Raw genomic sequence first — 19984 nt, forward strand, 5'->3', positions numbered from 1 at the left:
GCGGCCGGGGACATTCGACGCCGTCGGGGACCGGAATCCTGTCCCCGACGGCGCAGCATGTCCCCGCCGGGAAGGTTGCGCACCCGTACGCGCACAATGTCCCCGGCCGCGGACCCGGCCGACTACGTCAGGCAGCACCGGGCCGGCTGCGTCAGGCGATACCCGGCCGGCCGCATCGGGCAGTACCCGAGCGCAGAGGCGGTGCGAGGCGCCGTCAGGCCGAGGAGCGACGGATGATCGTGCCCGGCAGGAGCGTCTCAGCGGGCACTTCCTCACCCTCCATGAGGGCCAGCAGGTGGGAGACGGCCACCTGCCCCATCTCCTCGAAGGGCAGCGCGACCGTCGTCAGGGCCGGATGAACCTGGTCGGCGATGAGCTCCTGGTCGTCAATCCCGATGACGGCCACGTCCTCACGCACCCTCAGCCCCTGTTCACGGATCGCGGCATAGGCGCCCATCGCCATGCAGTCGTTGCCGCACACCAGCCCGGTCAGCCAGGGATGGTCCGTCAGGAGACGGGAGGCGGCCGCATACCCGTCTCGGGCGGTACCGTGGCCGACAGCCACGTGCACGGTGCTCCAGGGGATGCCGGCCTGCTCCAGGTAGGTCCGGCAGCCGACGCGCCGCCCCGGAGCGGCCTCACCGTCGTTGGGGTCGAGCTCGATGACACCGATATCGCGGTGATGGCCCTCCAAGAGCGCCTGCGCAGCCAGGCGCCCCATCTGCTCCTCGTCAGGGCGCACGCAGGGAAGACCGGAGACCGGGTCGACGCAGTGGACCAGGACAGTGGGGATCTCGCGGGCCTGCGCCGGCATGCGAACCCGGCAGTTCCAGCCGGTGGCGTAGATGATCCCCTCGACCCGGGACTTCAGCAGCGTCTCGAAGGCCTCGCCATCCACGGTGGCCTCCGTCGAGGTCGGCACGATGAACAGGGTGTAGCCGGCGGCCCGGACGCTGTCCTGGATCCCGCGGATCGTGGCGGCGGCAAAGGGACTGGTGACGATCTCGGAGACCAGGCCGATGAGGGAGGACCGGCGCGAGGCCAGGGCCCGTGCCCCGCCGTGCGGGCGGTAGCCGAGCTCGGCAGCCACCTGCTTGACGCGCTCACGGGTCTGCGATGGGATACGAGCCCCGTCGCGGTTGTTGAGCACGAAGGACACCGTGGTGCGCGAGACGCCGGCCGCCTTGGCCACGTCCGCCATCGTGGTCCTGTAGGTGTCGCCCACCCGCTCTCCTTCCGGCCCCTCCGGCTGCACCGCCACCTGCACACCCCGTTGGGTTCCGGCACGTGCACCACCTGGCGTCCTGACGGCAGTCTGCCAGGACGACGACGCAGCGCATAACCCCGAGCGCCGGCAGGCGGGTCATGAGGCAGCGCGCCCGACCCCAGTGCGCCACGACACCCTCCGGTTAGGCTATTTCTCATGACGCCATCCCCCACTCCCAACTTCACGGTGCGCGCTGTCCTGTGGGACATGGACGGCACTCTCATGGACTCCCAGCCCTTCTGGGACGAGGCTTTCATCCACCACTGCCAGGCCCTGGGCGGCGACCCGCGCCCCGAGCTCGTCGCCCAGATGACGGGAGCCTCGATCCGTCAGGCCCGCGAGCTCATTGCCGCCACCGGCGCCACCCGCTCCTGGGATGATCCGGCCACACAGGAGGTCTTCGAGGCGATCGCGCACGACGTCGAGGCCTCCGTGAGCGCCGCCCCTCCCCTGCTGCCCGGGGCGCTGCGGATCACCTCGGCGCTGTCGGAGGTGGGGCTGGCCCAGGGAATCGTCTCGGCCTCACCGCGCCGGATCGTCGAGAAGGTGGCCTCCGCGCTCGGGGACGTCTTCGCCGTCCTGGTCACCGGTGACGACGGTGTCGGTGCCAAACCGGATCCGCTGCCCTACGCCACCGCGGTCGAGCGTCTCGACCTGCGCCCCCAGGACTGCGTCGTCGTCGAGGACTCCCCCACGGGGGCGGCCTCGGCCCGGGGCAACGGGATCCACGTCGTGCAGATCGGGGCGACCAAGCACTTCCCGGCCGACCCCGGCCTCGTTGTCGTCCCGGACCTGGCCTCGATCACCCCGCACCTGCTGCTGTGGGCGGACCGCTGAATCAGGTCGGAATCAAGCGGGCCCCACTCACCACCAGCACCCGAGGACAGGACCGGCTCGGGAACACGAGGTTCCCGAGCCGGATGGGATGGATAGGGATTCTGATGAGGATTCGTGGAGGCGCCGAGCCCAGGGCGACGCAGTGCCTCTGACCGTCAGGCGGCCTTGGGGCGCTGAGGGGTCTCTGGAGTCTCCTGGACCTCCCACTGGCTGCGCAGGCAGTCGGCGTAGAGGCGGATCTCCGCCACCAGGTCAGTGGACAGGGACTCCGCAGCGGCCGTCCCGGGCGTCGTCGAGCACAGCCACTGCAGCTGGAGGCCATCGATGAGGGCGACCAGGCTGCGCGCCACGAGGCGCGAGGGCATCTTCGGGTCCACGAGCCCAGCGGTCTTGCCGGCCTCGAAGCTGGACTCGAAGCGCTCGACGGCGCTGTTGAGGTGGTTGGCCATCCACCGGTGCGCGGGGTGCTCGGCATCGAGGACCGAGACCGCCGTCGCAGTGTAGATCGCCGTGAGGTCCCGGTGGGCGACGTTGCGCTCGAGCAGCTCGATGTAGCGCTCCAGCAGAGCCCAGGGGTTGCCGTCCAGGTCGGAGGCACCCGCGACGTCGAGGGTGTCCAGGTTGCCGATGGTGTCGACGGGAGCCTCAACGGTGTCGCCCTCGCCGGCCGGGGACTCCACGAGAATGCTCAGGGCGTCCTCGCGGTCGCGGCGCTCCAGCACCTTGCAGAAGAGCTCGTCCTTGGAGGAGAAGTGGTGCAGGAGTCCGGCCTTGGAAATGTCTGCCGCGTTGGCGATGTCGGCCAGGGAGGTGCCGGCATACCCGTGCTCTCCGAAGAGAACCACGGCTTCATTGAGGATGCGTGCTCGCTTGTCCTCGCTGCCCGCTCGGGGGCGCCCGGGTCCGCGCCGCCTAGCCGGGGCAGCTTGGGGCGAAGTCGGGGTACTGACAGTGTTCATGGCCGCATCATGGCACCTTCCAGTAAGGGAATTGCAAGGCAGAAAGGCCCTCATCGGAATAATCCGCTCAAGTGTGACCTCCACGTGCCCTCCCCGTGACGTGAGTGACGACTTGGTCTCGGTTTTCACACAATTAACCGGCTCCTACCAGCACAGAGTTCCCCGACCACGCGGTCTGTTGGGGCTGCTGGGATTGCTGGCCGCCACGACCTCCCGTCGCCACCCAGGCTCTTTTGTGATTTCATCCAGGTTCGCAGTGCAGCACCCCGATGGTCACAGTTGCATAACACTTGTGAGATTCTTGTTTCCGGTTCAAATACATTCCGCGAACCTCTCCAACGACGAGCACGATCCACCCCGCTCTGACCTCCTTCGCACCCACCGTCACCCGGCGGCGCGCGGCCGGAGGCACCGAGAAGCCCGCTGGACGCCGACCATGAGGCCTGCCGGCGCCCCGACGCCGCGTGTGACCTTGGGCGCGCAGGGGTGCCTCCCGGCGGGTTGGTCGGGCGTGCGCCCCTACGATGGTCGTATGCGTCCCTCGACCCCGCAGCCGCCGCGGCGCGCCTCCCGCCCCGGCCGCGCCTCGTCGTCGGCATCTGGACGCCGTCGAACGCCCGCCGGTCATCGACGCAGCCCCGAGGGCCGGCCCTCCCCGCAGAGCCCTTCGTCGGACGCACCCGATCCCGCCAGCCGGCGAGCCCTCACCATCGCCCACCGGGAGCGACGTCGACGTCGCGCCCGCAACCGACTCCTGTACGGCACGACCTTCGTCGTGGCGCTGGCCCTGATCGTCGTCGGACTGCGGGTCTGGGGGCTCCACCCCGGTTTCGCCCTGCCGCTGGGCTCCTCCGCACGCCAGTCCTCAACCCCGGCCAAGGCCACGACCCAGTCCTCCGCTCGGGCGTCCGCCACCCGCGCGGCCTCGGCCGCCCCCTCCGCCTCACCGACGCCGTCGGCCTCGGCGCTGCCGTCCCCGCAGCTGGACTCCGAGGGCTTCGCGCACTCCGGCGCCGTCGGCAACGGCAGCTGGACCATCGCACCGGCCGTGCCCGTCTCCCGGCCCGCGGCCGCCACTGTCTACCGCTACGTGCTGCGGGTCGAGGGCGGCACGCATGTCGACGCCGCGACGGCGGCCCCCATCGTGGAGCGCATCCTCAATGACGAGCGCGGCTGGCCCACCGCGCAGAACACCTCCTTCCAGCCGGTGGCCGACCCCGCGAGCGCGGACTTCACCTTCAACATCGCCACGCCGCCCAGCGCCGACGCCCTGTGCTCACCACTGGACACCGGCGGCATGTGGAGCTGCCGCAACGGGGACAACGTGGTCATCAACTCCGACCGGTGGAACTGGGGCGCCGTGACCTACCCCGACGTCGACTCCTACCGCACCTACGTCACCAACCACGAGGTGGGCCACTTCCTCGGCCACGAGCACGAGTTCTGCGCCGGGGCCGGCCTCAAGGCCCCGCTCATGGCTCAGCAGAGCCACGACCTGGCCGGAGGCTGCGTGTACAACGCCTGGCCCACCCAGGACAACCAACCCGGCTGAGGCGCGCGACGCCGCCGGCAGCATGAGCCGGCAGCACGCAGCACGAAGGGGCGGGCCCACCACTCAGGCGGGCCCGCCCCCTCATCATTGGCCTGTCACTGGCGTGTCACAGCCTGCGCTTCAGGCGGTCGGGTCAGTCGGATTCCGGGCTCAGGCCGGCGACGCCGCCGAGGAGGCCGACGGCAGATGCGCCTCGCCCTCGGCCCGCAGCGTGAGCCCCTCGGAGCCGTCAACCTTGTCGACGACGACCTTCTGCCCGTCGAGGACCTCCCCAGCCAGCAGCATGCGGGCCAGGCGGTCGCCGATCTCGCGCTGGACGAGGCGGCGCAACGGCCGGGCCCCGTAGGCGGGGTCGTAGCCCTCGTCGGCCAGCCAGCTGCGGGCGGCGTCGGTGACCTCCAGGTTCAGGCGCCGGTCCGTCAGGCGCTTGGCGATGCGCGCCAGCTGGATCTCGACGATCTCACCCAGCTCCTCCTTGGAGAGGGCCTCGAAGATGATGATGTCGTCGAGGCGGTTGAGGAACTCCGGCTTGAAGGAGGCCTGAACCACGCTCATGACCTCGTTGCGCTTCTCCTCGGGACTGGTGAGCGGGTCGGTGAGGAACTGGCTGCCCAGGTTCGAGGTGAGCACGAGGATGACGTTGCGGAAGTCGACCGTGCGCCCCTGGCCGTCGGTGAGGCGGCCGTCGTCGAGCACCTGCAGGAGGATGTCGAAGACCTCGGGGTGGGCCTTCTCGACCTCGTCGAGCAGGACCACGGAGTAGGGCCGACGCCGCACGGCCTCGGTGAGCTGGCCGCCCTCCTCGTAGCCGACGTACCCGGGAGGGGCACCCACGAGGCGCGCCACGGAGTGCTTCTCGGAGTACTCGGACATGTCGATGCGCACGATGGCGCGCTCGTCGTCGAAGAGGAACTCGGCCAGGGCCTTGGCCAGCTCGGTCTTGCCCACGCCCGTGGGGCCCAGGAAGAGGAAGGAGCCGGTGGGGCGGTCAGGGTCGGAGATGCCGGCCCGCGAGCGGCGCACCGCGTCGGCCACGGCAGCCACGGCGGCCTTCTGCCCGATGAGGCGCTCGCCGATGACGTCCTCCATGGTCAGGAGCTTCTCGGTCTCCCCCTGGAGGAGCTTGCCCACGGGGATGCCGGTCCAGGAACCCACGACCTCGGCGATCTCGGGGGCGCCGACCTGCTCGGCGATCATCGGCTCACCGGCGGTCTGCTCGGCGGCGTCGTCGGCGGCCTCGGCCTCGCGGATCTGGCGCTCCAGGGCGGGCATGTCGCCGTAGCGCAGGCGGCCGGCCTCCTCGAAGTTGCCCTCGCGCTCGGCCAGGTCGGCGCGGGTGCGCATCTCGTCCAGGGCGGCGCGCAGCTCACCGACCTTGTTGTGGCCGGCCTTCTCGGCCTCCCACCGGGCGTTGAGCGAGGCCAGCTCCTCGGAGGCGTCGGCCAGCTCGGCGCGCAGGCGCTCGAGGCGCTCGACGTCTGCGGGGTCGGCCTTGGTCACGTCCTCGATGGACTCGTCCAGGTAGGCCTCCTCCATGCGCATGCGGTCCACGCGGCGGCGCAGCTCGTCGATCTCGACGGGGCTGGAGTCGAGCTCCATGCGCAGCCGGGAGGCGGCCTCATCGACCAGGTCGATGGCCTTGTCGGGCAGCTGGCGACCGGTGATGTAGCGGTCGGAGAGGGTCGCGGCCGCCACGAGGGCTCCGTCGGAGATGGTCACCTGGTGGTGGGCCTCGTACTTGGGGGCGATGCCGCGCAGGATGGCCACGGTGTCCTCGACACTGGGCTCACCGACGAAGACCTGCTGGAAGCGGCGCTCCAGGGCGGGGTCCTTCTCGATGTTCTCGCGGTACTCGTCCAGGGTGGTGGCGCCCACCATGCGCAGCTCGCCGCGGGCCAGCATGGGCTTGAGCATGTTGCCGGCGTCCATGGCGCCCTCGGAGCCGCCGCCGGCGCCGACGACGGTGTGCAGCTCGTCGATGAAGGTGATGACCTCGCCGTCGGAGTCCTTGATCTCCTTCAGGACCGCCTTGAGGCGCTCCTCGAACTCACCGCGGTACCTGGCGCCGGCCACCATCCCGGACAGGTCCAGGGAGATGAGGCGCTTGTCGCGCAGGGACTCGGGGACGTCACCGGCAACAATGCGCTGGGCCAGGCCCTCGACGACGGCGGTCTTGCCCACGCCGGGCTCACCGATGAGGACGGGGTTGTTCTTGGTGCGCCGGGACAGGACCTGCACGACGCGGCGGATCTCGGCGTCGCGGCCGATGACCGGGTCGAGGCGGCCCTCGCGGGCGGCCTCAGTGAGGTCGGTGCCGTACTTCTCGAGGGTCTTGTAGGTGCCCTCGGGGTTGGCGGAGGTGACGCGGGAGGAGCCGCGGACCTGGGGCAGGGCCTCGATGAGGGCCTCCGGGGTGGCGCCGGCGTCGGCCAGGATGCGGGCCACGGTGGGGGCGGATCCGGAGGTGTCGCCCTTGGCCAGGCCGATGAGCAGGTGCTCGGTGGAGATGTACTCGTCAGACAGCTCCTTGGCGACCGTCGAGGCGGCCTCCAGGGCGGCCAGCAAGGAGCGCGAGGGCTGAGGCTGGGTCATGGAGGAGCCCGAGGAGGCGGGCAGCTGGGTGAGGATGCGGCGCGCGGAGGCGCCGACGGCCTGGCGGGCCGCCGCGTCGGGGCAGACCGCGGCCAGGAGTCCGGCTGCGACGCCGTCGGGCTGGGAGAGGAGCTCAACGAGCAGGTGCGCGGGCTCGATCTGGGGGTTGCCGGCCGCGGCGGCGGCCTGCATCGCGCCGGAGATCGCCTCCTGCGACTTGGTGGTGTAGTTGGTGTCCATACGGTTCTCCTTCAAGAGGTAGTGACGTGTTGCGTCTTCTGGTCACCAGAACCTTCGCAGAGTTGAGTCTATTCCACTCAACTTCTGGGACCGACAGTGACGTGGGCTACTCCTTGGGGTACTGCCGGTGACATTCCACCGGTCATCGCGCCAACCCGCAACATGCCAACCAACCGCTTGAAACACCATTGTTCCATGACACCGCTATGGTCGCGTCACGACCCCGTCCTCACCCCGGAGACATCATGAGAACCACGCGCGCTATCCTGGCTCTGGCCACCACTCTCATCCTGGCGGGTTGCTCGCAGACCAGCCCCTCGTCGACGGGCTCGGCCGCAGCGACAGCGACCGGCTCGGGCCCCTCGGCCGCGGCGACGTCGTCGAGCGGGGGCGGCGCGAGCGCCTCCGGCAGCGCCTCCCCCTCCATCCCGGCGGGGCACCAGGCGGTCACCGCACCGACATCCGGCCTCACCTTCGCGATCCCCGAGGACTGGGAGGACCTCAACGCCCTTCCCGAGGCCCAGAAGGCGCTGCTCGCCCGGGCTCAGGGCGTGGATCCGTCCACTCTCACCCAGCGCCTGAGCAGCACCGACGCCTTCTACGGCCGGTTCTCGCAGAGCGGTGGACTGTCCTTCAACAGCGTTGCGGTCGCCAAGGAGGCCGAGACCTCCTCCACGCCCCCGTCCCAGGCGAGCCTGGATGAGATCATCACTCGGCAGGGAGGCACACCGACGGGGTACTCCACCAAGCCGTCCACCTACGGGCAGGCCGCCGTTGACACCTCCACCGCACAGGTTCAGGGCACCCAGACGGCCGGTGCAGTCATCGCCGTTCCGACGTCGTCGGGCACCTACGTGCGCCTCGCCGTAACGGCCGGCAGTGCTGAGGAGGTCGACACCATCGTGTCCACCATCCTCTCAACGGCCCACTGACGGGCAGAGGCGACAGCGGGCCTGTCACAGCCCAGTGGCGCGAGCCCTCCTTCAGTCCACGATGGGGAAGCATCCCCATCGTGCGTTCCCACCAGAACGTGATGCCCTAGGGATCACACTCGCACTCACACACTGGAGCATCATGAAACCCGTACGCACCGCTGCGACCCTGCTGGCCGGCCTCGCCCTGACAGCCACCCCCATTCTGACCGCCTGCTCTCAGAGCACTGAGGGCTCCGACTCCTCCAAGTCAGCCGCTTCTGACAGCTCAGCAGAATCAGACAAGGGCGACAACAAGGACAGCAAGAAGGACGCCGAGGCGGACAAGACCGACAAGGGTGACGACAAGGCCTCCGCCAGCGCCTCGGCCAGTGCCACGCAGAGCGACCTGCCCAAGGCGACGCCCGCGGGCTACCAGGAGATCACCGCCCCCACCGCCGGCGTCTCCTTCGCAGTGCCCGAGGGCTGGCAGGCCACCCCCCTCGACGCTACATCCGACGTCTACTACAAGGCCCCCGACGACGGCTTCACTCCTTACCTCGGCAACGCCAACGTCTCCAAGACCACCATTCCCGCCACCAAGCCCTTGACCGAGGCCGAGCTGAGCCCTGCCCTCACCTCGATCCCCGGTGCGACCTCGACCGGCTACTCCACCGAGCAGACCGCCAATGGCGAGGCGGCCGTGCTCAACTACACCGCGAACATCGGGGGCCAGACGATCAACGGCTCCCTCATCGCAGCCCCCACCAAGGAGAAGGGGAAGTACGCCATCATCTCCGTCAATGCCGGTTCCAGCGGTCAGTCCATCGATGAGCTGAAGACAACCATCCTCGAGACGATCCACTGAGCACCGCGCGTGTCACTCCGGCCGGGGGCACTCCACGCGGCCGGGGGCATTCGACGCCGTCGGGGACAGCAATCCCGTCCCCGCACGCGCAGGATGTCCCCGGCCGGACATTTCCGCACCCGCACGCGCAGGATGTCCCCCAGCCGTGGGGAGCACGTAGGCTCGACGTCGATGACCACACCGCTCCGTCGCAGCCCTCACCCCGACGGGTCCTCCACGCGCGTCGACGAGGCCGCCGTGGCTGCCCGTCGCGACGAGCTCCTGGCCAAGGCGGCCACGCTGCCCGGCGCCTGGGCGGGGCACAAGCCCGAGTGGGACATCCCTGTCGCCTCGGTGGGCCCCCGCCTCTTCCTGCTGCTCATCCCCCACACCGACGGCCGCCTCCTGGCCAATGTCAAGCTCGACCCCGAGGACGTCGTCGCCGTGCGGGCCACCTTCGAGTGGGTGGAGCCGGGCTTCCACCAGTCCAAGCGGCACTGGGTGAGCATCAACCTCACCAGCCCCGACTACCAAGCGGACGAGGCCACCGCCATGGTCGAGGACTCCTACCGACTCGTCCTGTCCCTCCTGACCCGCCGCGTGCGCGAGGCAGTCCTGCTGGCCGACGCCGCAGGCTCCCCCGCCCGCCCCACCTGGCAATGGTGAAGCCCGGTACCGCTGACACCACCCAGAACAGCCGGGGACATTGCGCGCGTCGGGGTGCGGATACTTCCCTACGGGGGCGTCCTGCGCGTGCGGGGACAGGATTCCGGTCCCCGACGGCGTCGGATGCCCCCGGCCGCACCCCAGGGGCCGAGCCGCCCTCAGATGACGCGGGTGCGCAAACCTGGCACTATTCAGGCGAGGCCGTCGTCATCCGACGTCTGGCCACCCGACGGAAGGAGACACAGATGGGACTTGATGACCTGGCGAAGAAGGCCGGTGACGCTCTCAGCTCCGACAAGGCCGAGGCAATCAGCGACAAGGCGCTGGACGCCGCAGCCGGTGCTGCCAAGAAGGCGACCGGCGGCAAGTACGACGACAAGATCGACGCCGCCCGCGACGCCGTCGACGGCAAGCTCGGCACGGAGTGACCCGGCTGAGAGCCTGCCTACCCACAGGCACCGCGGTCTTCTGATCGCAGGAGTGAGGGCCCCGCACCGTTCAGTGCGGGGCCCTCACGCGTTCCCGGTCAGCTGGGCTCTCCCCATCTCTTTCAAGCACCGGCCGCCACAGTCCGGTGCCGCCACCGCGGGGCCCAGCCGTCTCCCACCGGGACGTCTCATCGGCCTCCCCTCGGGCCAGCGGGGCCGCCTACTGCGCGTTGAGCGCGGCGGTCGGAGGAGTGCGGGAGGCCCGAACGGCCGGGTACACGCCGGCCAGGGCACCGATGGCGATGGTGACTCCCAGCCCGCCGACGACGGCGATCACTGGCAGGGTGAAGGGCCAACCGTTGGCGGCCGACATCCCGGCGGTCACCCCGATCCCGATGATGCAGCCCAGGGCACCGCCCAGGGAGGCCAGCAGCAGCGCCTCGGTCATGAACTGCACGAGGATGTGTCCGCGCATCGCCCCCAGGGACCGCCTCAGTCCGATCTCCCGACGGCGCTCGAGCACCGAGATAATCATCGTGTTGGCCACCCCGATGCCGCCGACGAGCAGGGCGATCGAGCCCACGCCCAGCAGCAGACCGGTGAAGGCCTTGTCGGCCGCGTTCTTGGCCTCCAGCGCGTCCGAGGGGCGCGAGACCTTGACCTCATTGGGGGCCTGCGGCGAGATCGACGGCGCCAGCAGCTTGCGCACCGTGGGGACGGCGGCGTCCTGGCTGCGCGTGTAGACGGTCGTCGGCTTGGCGTCGTGCCCCAGCAGATCGCTGGCCACGCCCTGACCGATGAGGGCGGCGTTGTTGAGCTCGGGAGCCAGCACCACCGGCTTGAGGATGCCGACCACGGTGAACCAGTTCCCGCCGATCCACACCTTGGTTCCCGGCGAGACGACACCGAGGCGCTGGGCCGCCGTCTGCCCCAGGACCGTGGCCGGGTACTTGCTGGTGGCCTCGTTGAGCCAGGTGCCCTTGTCCACCTGTCCGGCCACCACGTCGAGCAGCGACTTGTCCGCGGCCAGGGTGGTGATGCCGCCGGAGGCGTTCTTGTCGATGAGCGGAGTGCGGTAGACCAGCGAGTTCTTGACCAGCCCGGTGCTCGAGGCGCTCTGGACGTTGTCGATGAGGCGGACCTTGCCGACGCTGTCCTGCGGCAGGGAGGAGGAGTTTCCGAACAGGTCCTGGCCGGCGGTGGCCGTCAGCAGGTTGGTCCCCAGCGAGTCGAGCTGGGCGGAGAGCTGGGCGCGGCTGGAGGCCGAGATGCCGACCACCGAGATCATGGCGGCGATACCGATGGCGATCCCCAGTGCGGACAGGAAGGCGCGGGTGGGGCGGGCCTTGATGCCGGTGCCCCCCAGGCGCAGCACGTCGGCCAGACGCAGCCGCGAGCGCTGGATCCGCCGGGCCGGGGCGCGGGCGGCCCGCTCGGCCGCGGACCGGTCACGCCGGAGCGTAGACGTCGTCATGGACGATCTCCTTCAGGCTTGAGTCCCCCACGATGCGGCCGTCGCGGATGGCGATCTGCCTCGGGAGCTGGGCGGCCAGCTCGTTGTCGTGGGTGATGACGATGATCGTGGTGCCTTGGGCGTGGAGCTCGTGGAGGAGCTCGACGATCGAGGCCCCGGAAGTGGAGTCGAGGTTCCCGGTGGGCTCGTCGGCCAGCAGCAGCGGGGGCTCGCCGACGACGGCCCGCGCGATGGCCACCCGCTGACGCTCGCCGCCGCTCATCTGGTGGGGGCGGTGGTCGAGCCGGTGGGCCAGGCCGACACGCTCCAGGGCGGCCCTGGCGCGCCGGCGCCGCTCAGAGCGGGGGATCCCGCTGTAGAGCAGGCCGTCAGCGACGTTGTCGACCGCGTTGACGCCGTCTGCCAGGTGGAACTGCTGGAAGACGAAGCCGATGCGGCTGGCCCGCAGGGCCGAGAGCTTGGCGTCGGACAGGGAGCCGACGTCGACGCCGTCGATCTCGACGGTGCCGGAGCTGGGCCGGTCCAGGGTGCCGATGAGGTTGAGGAGCGTGGACTTGCCCGAGCCCGAGGGGCCGACGATGGCGACGAACTCGCCGTAGTCGATCTCCAGGCTCACGCCCGCGCAGGCGGCCACGGGCGGCTCCCCGTAGGTGCGCTTCACGTCGCGCAGGGACAGGATGCGGCTCATGTCTGCGGCACCACCACTCGCTGTCCCTCGGAGATGTCCTTGCCGGAGATCTCCACGCGCCCGCCGGCGAACAGCCCGATGGTGACCGGCACCTTGCGGGTGGTGCCGCCGGCCTCGACGATCTCGACGCCGTACTGGTCGGCGCTCAGGGCCAGCAGGGCCCCGACCGGCACCGACAGGACGCCCGTGCGCTTCTCGCTGGGCAGGTCGACGGTGACGGAGACCTCCTGGAAGTTGGTGGTCGCCGAGGCGTCGGTGAGGGTGACGGTGATGGGGATGACTCGCTCCTTGGACTCACCCGAGCCGGAGCCGGCGCCGGACCCGGAGCCGGAGGACTTCTCGGTGGGGGTGCCCACGGAGGTGATCTTCCCGGCGGTCTTCTTGGCGTCGGGCAGCTTGATGGTCACGGCGGTGCCGGCGACGGCGAGCTTCTGGTCGGAGAGCTTGATGTTGGCGTCGACCACCTGGGTGGTGGAGGTGACGTCGAAGAGCTCGGTGTCGGCGGCGATGCGGTCCCCCACGCGGGCGGTGACCGTCCCCACGCGCAGGTCCCCGGGGGTGAAGACGATCCGTCCCAGTGGGAGGGTCCCGGTCCGGGGCAGGTCGAGGTCCTTCTGCCACTTCATGATGGCGCTGGTGGTGGCCCAGCTGAAGTGGTCGTCGGGCTCGTAGTCGAAGTACCCCAGGTCCCTCAGGGCCGTCTCGAGCTGGCGGATGTCCTCGCCGTCCTCCATGCCGGCCTCGAAACTGCGCCAGGCGGGCAGGTTGCCGCGCATGAGGTAGGCGGTCTCGTTGCCGGTGCGGTAGAGGACGTCGCCCTGGGTCAGGACGGCCCCCGAGGCCGGCACCTGGATGAGAACGCCCTCGAAGCCCGACTTGAACTTGCGCGAGTCGGAGTAGCGCAGGGTCCCGGACACCGAGGTCTGACCCTGGAGGTCGCCCTTGGTGATGGTGTCGGTGGCGCCGCTGAAGGTCGACGTCGTCGGCTTGGCCTTGGCCGCGAAGGGGCCCGACCTGGAGGCGAAGGCGCCCGCACCAGCGCCCGCCGCCAGGATCGCGGCGGCCCCCATGGCCAGGAAGGCCCGGCGTCGGGTGCGGTGGGCCGTGCTCGGCTTGTCCGCGGTGCCGGTCGAACCGTCGTCGGCCTGCGTGGAGGTGGTGGTCTGATCCATATGTCTGCCTGTCTGAGTGTGTGTCTGCGCGGCGGTCCGGCCGCACGAGCCTGTGGTCTGGTGGCGCCCGCAAGGGCGCGGCGTTACTTGCCCCCGACCTGGGAGAAGCACTTGTTCATGACGTCCTGGGGGATGTCACCGTTGATCTGGATGCCCTTGCCGGCCTCGGGGTCGGGCACGTCGTAGCCCTCCTTGCGCAGGCACTCGGCGGCCTTGACCAGGTCCTGCTGCGTCTCGGGCTTGGCGAGGTCCTCGGTGCCGGGGGCGGGGCCGACGATCTGCTCGCACTCCTGGGCGGCCTTGGTGGCGGCCTCGTTGTCGGGGAACTGCACGTTGCCGTTGGCGTCGGGGTCGGAGACGTCGATGCCCTTGTCGCGCATGCACTTGGCCATCTTGAGCAGGTAGTCGTCCCCACTGGTGGCGGAGGCGGAGGCGGCCGAGTCCGCCTTCGAGCCCTGGGAGCATCCGGTCATGAGGCCGACGGCGCACACGGCGCAGGTCAGCACCGTGGCGGCGCGGGTGAGGATCCGGGTGTTGAGGGGCTGCTTCATGGGAGAGGGTCCTTTCGGCTTACGTGGGTCGGGGCGCGGTGGCGTCCGTTCGTTCGGGGAACAGCCAACCGGGAGCGGTGTTGCCACGGGGTTCACAAATTCGCTTATGTTGTGGCAACACGGGGGCTGGTTCGCTGAGGGACCAGCCGAAAGAATCCACAGTGAAGGAGGCAGGGCGATGCGCGTGCTCGTCGTGGAGGATGAGGAGTACCTGGCTGAGGCCATCGCCACCGGGCTGCGGCGTGAGGCGATGGCCGTGGACGTCGTCGGCGACGGGGCCAGCGCCCTGGAGCAGGTGGCGGTCAACGACTACGACATCATCGTCCTGGACCGGGACCTGCCCGTGGTCCACGGCGACGAGGTCTGCCGGCGGGTGGTGCGCGACCACCCCAGCACGCGGGTCCTCATGCTCACTGCGTCCCGGACGCTGGACGCGCGTGTGGGCGGTTTCGAGCTGGGGGCGGACGACTACCTCACCAAGCCCTTCGAGTTCCCCGAGCTGGTGGCTCGGCTGCGGGCCCTGGGGCGACGCAGCCAGCCGGCGCGCACCCCGGTCCTCGAGGCCCACGGGGTGCGCCTGGATCCCTTCCGCCGGGAGGTCTACCGGGACGGGCACTTCATTCACCTCAGCCCCAAGGAGTTCGCGGTCCTTCAGGTCCTCATGGAGGCCGAGGGCGGGGTGCTCAGCGCCGAGACGCTTCTGGAGAAGGCCTGGGACGCCAACGCCGACCCCTTCACCAACTCCACGCGGGTGACGATCTCCCACCTGCGTCGCAAGCTCGGTGAGCCACGGGTGATCCAGACGGTCCCCGGCGCGGGCTACAGGTTCAGCGCATGAGCGGGCAGGGGGCTGCGGGGACCCGGGCCGACGACGCGGCGCGGCCCAGCACCGACAGTAAGACCCCCGGCGGCCGTGAGGCCCACGGCGTCCGGCCTAACCGCACGGAGCACATGCGTCGCGCCCGGCACCTGAGTATCCGGGCCCGTCTGACCCTGACCTACGCCGGGATGGTGACGGCCGCCGGCGTGGTCCTCATCGCCCTGGTCTACTTCTACACGCGCTACGTCACGCTGAGCATCCAGATCGGCGACCCGGTCGGGCAGACCGCCGCCGTGCCGGTCTCGCAGGTCGGCGAGGCCGCCAAGGTGGACACGAACCTGTTCGATCTGCTCAGCAGCATCATGCGCTCGGCCGTCGGCGCGCTGGCGCTGCTCGTGGTGCTCTCCGGGACCGTCGGCTGGATCCTGGCGGGGCGGATGCTGCAGCCGCTGTCCTCGATGAATGCGGCCGCCAAGCGCGCCGCCTCGGGCGACCTCAGTCAGCGGCTGGACTTGTCCGGCCCGCGCGACGAGATCCACGACCTGGCGGACACCTTCGACAACATGCTGGCCTCCCTGGAGCGGTCCTTCTCCGTCCACCGCCGGTTCGCGGCCAACGCCTCCCACGAGCTGCGCACTCCCCTGGCCACCACGCAGACGATGATCGACGTCGCCCTGTCCGACCCGCAGGCCTCGGCCGAGGACCTGCGCCGGGTGCTGACCCGGGTCCTGGAGACCAACCGCGCCAACCGGGAGACGATCGACGCCCTGCTGGACCTGGCCGACGCCCAGTCCGGCAAGCTGGCCCACGAGGACGTGGACATGGAGGCCACGGTCCGTGACGCCCTGGGCCTCATCGCTCCGGAGGTCGCCGAGCACCGCCTTCACGTCTCCACCCACCTGCTGCCCGCCCGGGTCCCCGGGGATCCGGTGCTGCTGCGCCAGAGCGTCTCCAACCTGCTGCGCAATGCGGCCCGCTACAACGTCGAGGGCGGCCGCATCACCGTGGGCATGGCGCGTCTGGACGACGGCGTGCGCCTGACGATCCGCAACGAGGGCCCCATCGTGGCGGCCGAGAGCGTGGAGTCCCTGCGCGAGCCCTTCGTGCGCGGCGAGGGACGGGGGCGGACCCGGGGCTCCGGTCACGGACTGGGCCTGGCCATCGTCACGGCCGTGGCCACCGCGCACGGCGGCGAGCTGCGTCTGAGCGCCAATCCCGACGGCGGGCTGACGGCCGTCCTCGAGCTGCCGGTGGGAGGGGGCAAGGACGACTCGGGCGCAGCCGGCTCCAACGACTGACGGTCGCAGGCCACGAGGGCCGGCGACCGTCAGGGTCAAGCAGTTGGCTGCGGCGGAGACGAGACTCCGCCGGGCAGTGGCTAGTTCTTCTTGCCGGAGTTGATGACCAGCTCGATGAAGAGGCGGACCAGACCGATCTGGGCGAAGGTCCACAGCGAGTTGAAAACCAGATAGAGAACGAAGGTTCCAAACGCAAAGGAGCGCTTGCCCGACTCGTAGTCGATGTCACCGGCCAGAGAACCGGCGTTGTAGGCGTTGTACAACCACAGCGCGATCAGACCGCCGGCAACGATGTAGAAGAACACCTTGCCGAACTTCTCGGCGAAGGGCTTGGCGGTGTCGAAGAGGTTGCCCATGAAGCTGTCCCCCGCCGGAGCCTGCGGGAAGGGCTGGCCGGGGGCGCCAGGCGCACCAGGAGCGGCAGGGGCACCGGGAGCGCCCTGGAACTGCTGCTGGGGCGGGTAGGGCTGCCCCGGGGCCGGAGCCGAGGGCGCCGAGGGCTGCTGCTGGTAGAAGGGCTGACCAGGGTTGGGGGGCTGAGTCATGAGGACTGTTCGCTTCCTTCAGAGTTGGGGACGCAGGCAGGCTACCGTGTCAACGATGCCCTGTGAAACGCTCAAGTCACCCCTCACGTTCTGCGAGGCGACTCACAGTCCTCAGGACATGGTGCGATGACGCGCCCTGAAGGCGGTCATCGGGCCGTCCCACCATACAGAATCCCTCAAGGCCATGGTGGCACACGCCCTCCGGCCTGCGGGGAAGCCCTCCCCATCGTCCTGGGCTCCTACCTGTGCTCCGGGGTCTCAGCGCACCAGGTCGTAGGTGCTGGAGGTGAGCACCGGTGCGGCCGGGGTCGCAGGGGCAGGAGGGGCCGCCAGCCGGCGTCGGCGCTCACTGCGGGCCACGGCGGTGCGCAGCAGAGTCTCGAAGGGGCCGGCGTGACCGCCGCGCTCCAGGGCGGCGCACAGACCGACTGTCACCAGCCAGACCGCCAGGGCGATCCCGGCGGCCCGGGCCTCGCCCAGGTGCAGCTCGATCCCGGTCAGCGCGGGAAGGGCTAGGAAGATGGTTGCGAAGAGGAAGGTCTGGCTCAGGTAGGCCGTCATGGAGCGGCGCCCCACACTGGATGCCAGCCGGCGCAGCCCCGTCAGCCGGCCATCCGGTCTAGGCCCGCCGGCGTACAGGGACAGCAGCGCCAGCCAGCCGCAGGCCCCGGCCACGCCCGTGAGCGAGTGAAGGGGCATGGTCCAGGCGACCAGGGCGCCGCCCGCGGCCCACACGGCGAACCCGATACCGCCCGCGGCACCGAGCCCCAGACCGCCCAGGCCGACGGCGACCAGGAGCCGGCGGTGGCGCTCGGGGTGGGTGATGAGGTCGGTGTCGGCCAGGCGGGCGCCGAGGAACATCGCCGGAACGATCATGGAGAAGAACAGCGCCGAGACCAGGCTTCCGCCCCAGGCCAGGAGTCCGTCGGAGACGTAGGACAGGACCGTATCGGTCGAGGCGCCGGCCCCCTGGTGCGCGCCCGTCGCCGAGGTCGCGCCCTGGGAGGCCAGGAAGCTGCCCATGTTGAGGAAGGCTGTGGTGCCGGCAACAACGACGATGGTGCAGAAGGCCACGGCCCGTTTCCAGTGCTTGCGGGTGATCCAGCCGGCGAAGATGACGGCGACCAAGCCGTAGGGGCCGATGATGTCACCGGAGAAGAGCACGGCGTGCACGGCGCCGAAGAGGACCATCCACAGGCCCCGACGCCGCACCAGTCGACGCGCATCGACGGTGGCCTGCTCACGGGCCCAGGCCGCCTCCTGCGACGTCGGCTCACGGCCGTCCTCCACGCCGGGCAGGGAGCTGAGGTAGGAGGAGGTACCTGAGGCGATGCGCCGGTTGACCATGGTGACCAGTCCGAAGCCGAAGAGCATTGCGAACAGCGGGTAGGCCCGCGAGTCGACCAGGAGGGAGCGCACCCACAGCCATGCCGTGTCGACCGCGTCAGATGGGGCGGAAGCGTGCGTCACATTGGTCCAGAAGGGGATGTTGGCCAGGGCGATGAGCAGGAGCATGAAGCCACGGGCCACATCCGGGGACGGATAGCGCACCCCCCGAGTGCCGGTGAATGACGTCGCGAGTTTCATGCCCTCCACGCTAGGGGGCGGCCGCCAGCGCCACCTCCCCCTGCGGAGCCATCGTGACGGGCTGATCCTCTCCTCCCTGGAGCATGGACCGAGCCCTGGTCCTCCTCCCGGAGGACCAGGGCTCTTCCCTCTTGCGATGGCATCGGGCACCGCCCCGCTCTCAGGCTCCCGCGGTGACCGGGGTGCTCGTCGGCTGGCCGAGGAGCTGGGCCATGCGCTGGGCGGGGACCTGCTGGGGGAACGGGTTCGTGCGGCTGCGCTCGCTGCGGGCGACGGCGATGCGCAGGAGGACCTCGAAGGGACCGGGTATGCCGAGCCGCTCAAGCACCGCGCACAGGACCACGGTCGTCAGCCAGACCATCACCGCCACCGCGGCGGATGCCACCAGCCCCAGCTCCAGGGGTCTCCCGGTCAGCCGCGGCGCGATGACGAAGATGCCGGCGAACATGACCGTCTGGGACAGGTAGGCGGTCATGGAGCGGCGCCCCACGTTGGACAGCAGCCTCCTGAGGCCGGTCAGCCGGTTGTCCGCCATCGGCCCGCCGGCGTAGAGAGCCAGGACGGCGAGCCAGCCGCAGCCCCCGGCCAGGCCCAGGACCATGATCAGGGCGGAGTCGGCCGCCCAGGGCTGAGCGCTGGTGAGCGGGACCAGGAGCTCGTGAAGCGCACCGAGCGCCCCCAGGGCCAGACCACCGATCCCGGCCACCGTCAGCAGGCCGCGGTGGCGCTCGGGGTGGGCGATGAGGTCGGTGTCGGCCAGGCGGGCCCCCAGGAAGGCGGCGGGAAGAATCATCGTGGTGAAGGCCGCACTCAGAGCGGTGAAGAACCACCCGAACACGTTGGTCACGAACCAGGGAAGCGCCGATGCCACGGACTCACCTGCTCCGGTGGGTGCCGCAGCCGCCGGGGCGGGGACCGCCGCGCCGGTGGCGGCCGCTTCACCGCCGGAACCAAAGAGCATGGCCAGGGCCACCGGCACGAACTGGGACAGAAGAACGAGGGCGCATACCGCCAGCTGGCGCTTGTGGTGCTTGTGGGCGAGCCACCCGGCGAAGACGACAGCGACGATGCCGTAGGTGCCGATGATCTCCGAGGGGAAGAAGGCGCCGTGGATGAGCCCGAACAGGACCATCCACAGGCCGCGGCGCCGCACGAGGCGGCGGGCATCGACGGCCGCCTGCTCCCGGGCCTGGTCGAGCTCAGCCGCCGACGGCGCCCGGAGCCCGCCGGTCAGCTGCTGGCAGTAGGCGTCGATGCCCGATGCCATGCGCCGGTTGACCATGGTGGCCAGCCCGAAGCCGAAGAGCAGTGCGAACAGTGGGTAGGCGCGCTGGTCGATGAACAGGGCACGTATGAAGGCCCAGGTCCTGTCAGCGGTCGATGGCGCACGGCCTTCGGGACCCGCCACCCAGGACCCCACATTGGCCAGGGCGATGAGCAGCAGCATGAAGCCGCGGGCGACGTCGGGGGCGGGGTAGCGCAGGCCGCGGAAACCGGTGAATGAGGTCGCGGAGGAAGTCGTCGTGTTCATGACTCGACCGTATGAAAAC

The 19984-nt window shown here is 70.2% G+C and carries 18 protein-coding genes; 8 read left to right on the forward strand and 10 right to left on the reverse strand.

The window, feature by feature from the left end; genetic code table 11:
• Positions 1 to 214 precede the first annotated feature (214 nt).
• Positions 215 to 1225: a LacI family DNA-binding transcriptional regulator gene (locus HW274_RS11770; RefSeq protein ID WP_081376213.1), complete on the reverse strand. Its 1011-nt coding sequence runs from the start codon at positions 1223 to 1225 to the stop codon at positions 215 to 217.
• A gap of 198 nt (positions 1226 to 1423) precedes the next feature.
• On the opposite strand from HW274_RS11770, the gene HW274_RS11775 reads away from it, so the two are divergent.
• Positions 1424 to 2104 (forward strand): HAD family phosphatase, encoded by a 681-nt coding sequence (locus HW274_RS11775; protein WP_075254030.1) that lies wholly within the window; start codon positions 1424 to 1426, stop codon positions 2102 to 2104.
• 155 nt (positions 2105 to 2259) lie between these two features.
• Here HW274_RS11775 and HW274_RS11780 read toward each other — a convergent pair whose 3' ends face one another.
• Positions 2260 to 3063 (reverse strand): TetR/AcrR family transcriptional regulator, encoded by an 804-nt coding sequence (locus HW274_RS11780; RefSeq protein WP_239653355.1) that lies wholly within the window; start codon positions 3061 to 3063, stop codon positions 2260 to 2262.
• A gap of 532 nt (positions 3064 to 3595) precedes the next feature.
• Here HW274_RS11780 and HW274_RS11785 point away from each other — a divergent pair.
• Positions 3596 to 4615, forward strand: a complete 1020-nt coding sequence (locus HW274_RS11785; protein WP_075254032.1) for a DUF3152 domain-containing protein — start codon at positions 3596 to 3598, stop codon at positions 4613 to 4615.
• A gap of 150 nt (positions 4616 to 4765) precedes the next feature.
• Here the strand turns inward: HW274_RS11785 and clpB are convergent, their stop codons facing one another.
• The gene (gene clpB / locus HW274_RS11790) at positions 4766 to 7447 is read right to left on the reverse strand and encodes an ATP-dependent chaperone ClpB (RefSeq protein ID WP_185988868.1); all 2682 of its coding nucleotides are present in this window, start codon (positions 7445 to 7447) and stop codon (positions 4766 to 4768) included.
• Between the two features lie 245 nt (positions 7448 to 7692).
• Here clpB and HW274_RS11795 point away from each other — a divergent pair, with 245 nt between their 5' ends.
• From HW274_RS11795 to HW274_RS11810, 4 genes are all read left to right on the forward strand, one after another.
• On the forward strand, positions 7693 to 8379 hold the full coding sequence (locus tag HW274_RS11795) for a hypothetical protein (RefSeq protein ID WP_075254034.1): 687 nt from the start codon (positions 7693 to 7695) through the stop codon (positions 8377 to 8379).
• Positions 8380 to 8521: 142 nt separating this feature from the next.
• Positions 8522 to 9226 (forward strand): hypothetical protein, encoded by a 705-nt coding sequence (locus HW274_RS11800; protein ID WP_075254035.1) that lies wholly within the window; start codon positions 8522 to 8524, stop codon positions 9224 to 9226.
• A gap of 171 nt (positions 9227 to 9397) precedes the next feature.
• Positions 9398 to 9871, forward strand: a complete 474-nt coding sequence (locus HW274_RS11805) for an MmcQ/YjbR family DNA-binding protein (RefSeq protein WP_075254036.1) — start codon at positions 9398 to 9400, stop codon at positions 9869 to 9871.
• Between the two features lie 245 nt (positions 9872 to 10116).
• Positions 10117 to 10299, forward strand: coding sequence for an Rv0909 family putative TA system antitoxin (locus HW274_RS11810; RefSeq protein ID WP_009407609.1), 183 nt, complete (start codon positions 10117 to 10119; stop codon positions 10297 to 10299).
• Between the two features lie 220 nt (positions 10300 to 10519).
• Here the strand turns inward: HW274_RS11810 and HW274_RS11815 are convergent, their stop codons facing one another.
• The 4 genes from HW274_RS11815 to HW274_RS11830 all read right to left on the reverse strand — a co-directional run bounded on the left by HW274_RS11815 (position 10520) and on the right by HW274_RS11830 (position 14184).
• Positions 10520 to 11773, reverse strand: a complete 1254-nt coding sequence (locus tag HW274_RS11815) for an ABC transporter permease (protein ID WP_081376215.1) — start codon at positions 11771 to 11773, stop codon at positions 10520 to 10522.
• The gene (locus HW274_RS11820) at positions 11748 to 12461 is read right to left on the reverse strand and encodes an ABC transporter ATP-binding protein (protein WP_075254037.1); all 714 of its coding nucleotides are present in this window, start codon (positions 12459 to 12461) and stop codon (positions 11748 to 11750) included. The genes HW274_RS11815 and HW274_RS11820 overlap by 26 nt, the downstream gene beginning before the upstream one ends.
• On the reverse strand, positions 12458 to 13633 hold the full coding sequence (locus tag HW274_RS11825) for a peptidoglycan-binding protein (RefSeq protein WP_075254038.1): 1176 nt from the start codon (positions 13631 to 13633) through the stop codon (positions 12458 to 12460). Before HW274_RS11825 ends, HW274_RS11820 begins: the two co-directional genes overlap by 4 nt.
• 83 nt (positions 13634 to 13716) lie before the next feature.
• Positions 13717 to 14184: a hypothetical protein gene (locus HW274_RS11830; RefSeq protein ID WP_075254039.1), complete on the reverse strand. Its 468-nt coding sequence runs from the start codon at positions 14182 to 14184 to the stop codon at positions 13717 to 13719.
• A 178-nt stretch (positions 14185 to 14362) separates the two neighbouring features.
• On the opposite strand from HW274_RS11830, the gene HW274_RS11835 reads away from it, so the two are divergent.
• Together HW274_RS11835 and HW274_RS11840 are read left to right on the forward strand one after the other, a co-directional pair.
• A complete protein-coding gene (locus HW274_RS11835; RefSeq protein WP_003788865.1) occupies positions 14363 to 15022 on the forward strand; it encodes a response regulator transcription factor in 660 nt (219 codons plus the stop codon).
• On the forward strand, positions 15019 to 16302 hold the full coding sequence (locus HW274_RS11840) for a cell wall metabolism sensor histidine kinase WalK (RefSeq protein ID WP_260679093.1): 1284 nt from the start codon (positions 15019 to 15021) through the stop codon (positions 16300 to 16302). The genes HW274_RS11835 and HW274_RS11840 overlap by 4 nt, the downstream gene beginning before the upstream one ends.
• An 80-nt stretch (positions 16303 to 16382) precedes the next feature.
• Here the strand turns inward: HW274_RS11840 and HW274_RS11845 are convergent, their stop codons facing one another.
• The 3 genes from HW274_RS11845 to HW274_RS11855 form a co-directional block, all read right to left on the reverse strand.
• On the reverse strand, positions 16383 to 16847 hold the full coding sequence (locus HW274_RS11845) for a hypothetical protein (RefSeq protein ID WP_075254040.1): 465 nt from the start codon (positions 16845 to 16847) through the stop codon (positions 16383 to 16385).
• A 258-nt stretch (positions 16848 to 17105) separates the two neighbouring features.
• On the reverse strand, positions 17106 to 18434 hold the full coding sequence (locus HW274_RS11850; RefSeq protein WP_075254041.1) for a DUF418 domain-containing protein: 1329 nt from the start codon (positions 18432 to 18434) through the stop codon (positions 17106 to 17108).
• A gap of 160 nt (positions 18435 to 18594) precedes the next feature.
• Positions 18595 to 19965: a DUF418 domain-containing protein gene (locus HW274_RS11855; RefSeq protein WP_185988869.1), complete on the reverse strand. Its 1371-nt coding sequence runs from the start codon at positions 19963 to 19965 to the stop codon at positions 18595 to 18597.
• Positions 19966 to 19984 lie beyond the last annotated feature (19 nt).

Source organism: Actinomyces sp. oral taxon 169 (assembly GCF_013394715.1).
Classification (GTDB): domain Bacteria; phylum Actinomycetota; class Actinomycetes; order Actinomycetales; family Actinomycetaceae; genus Actinomyces.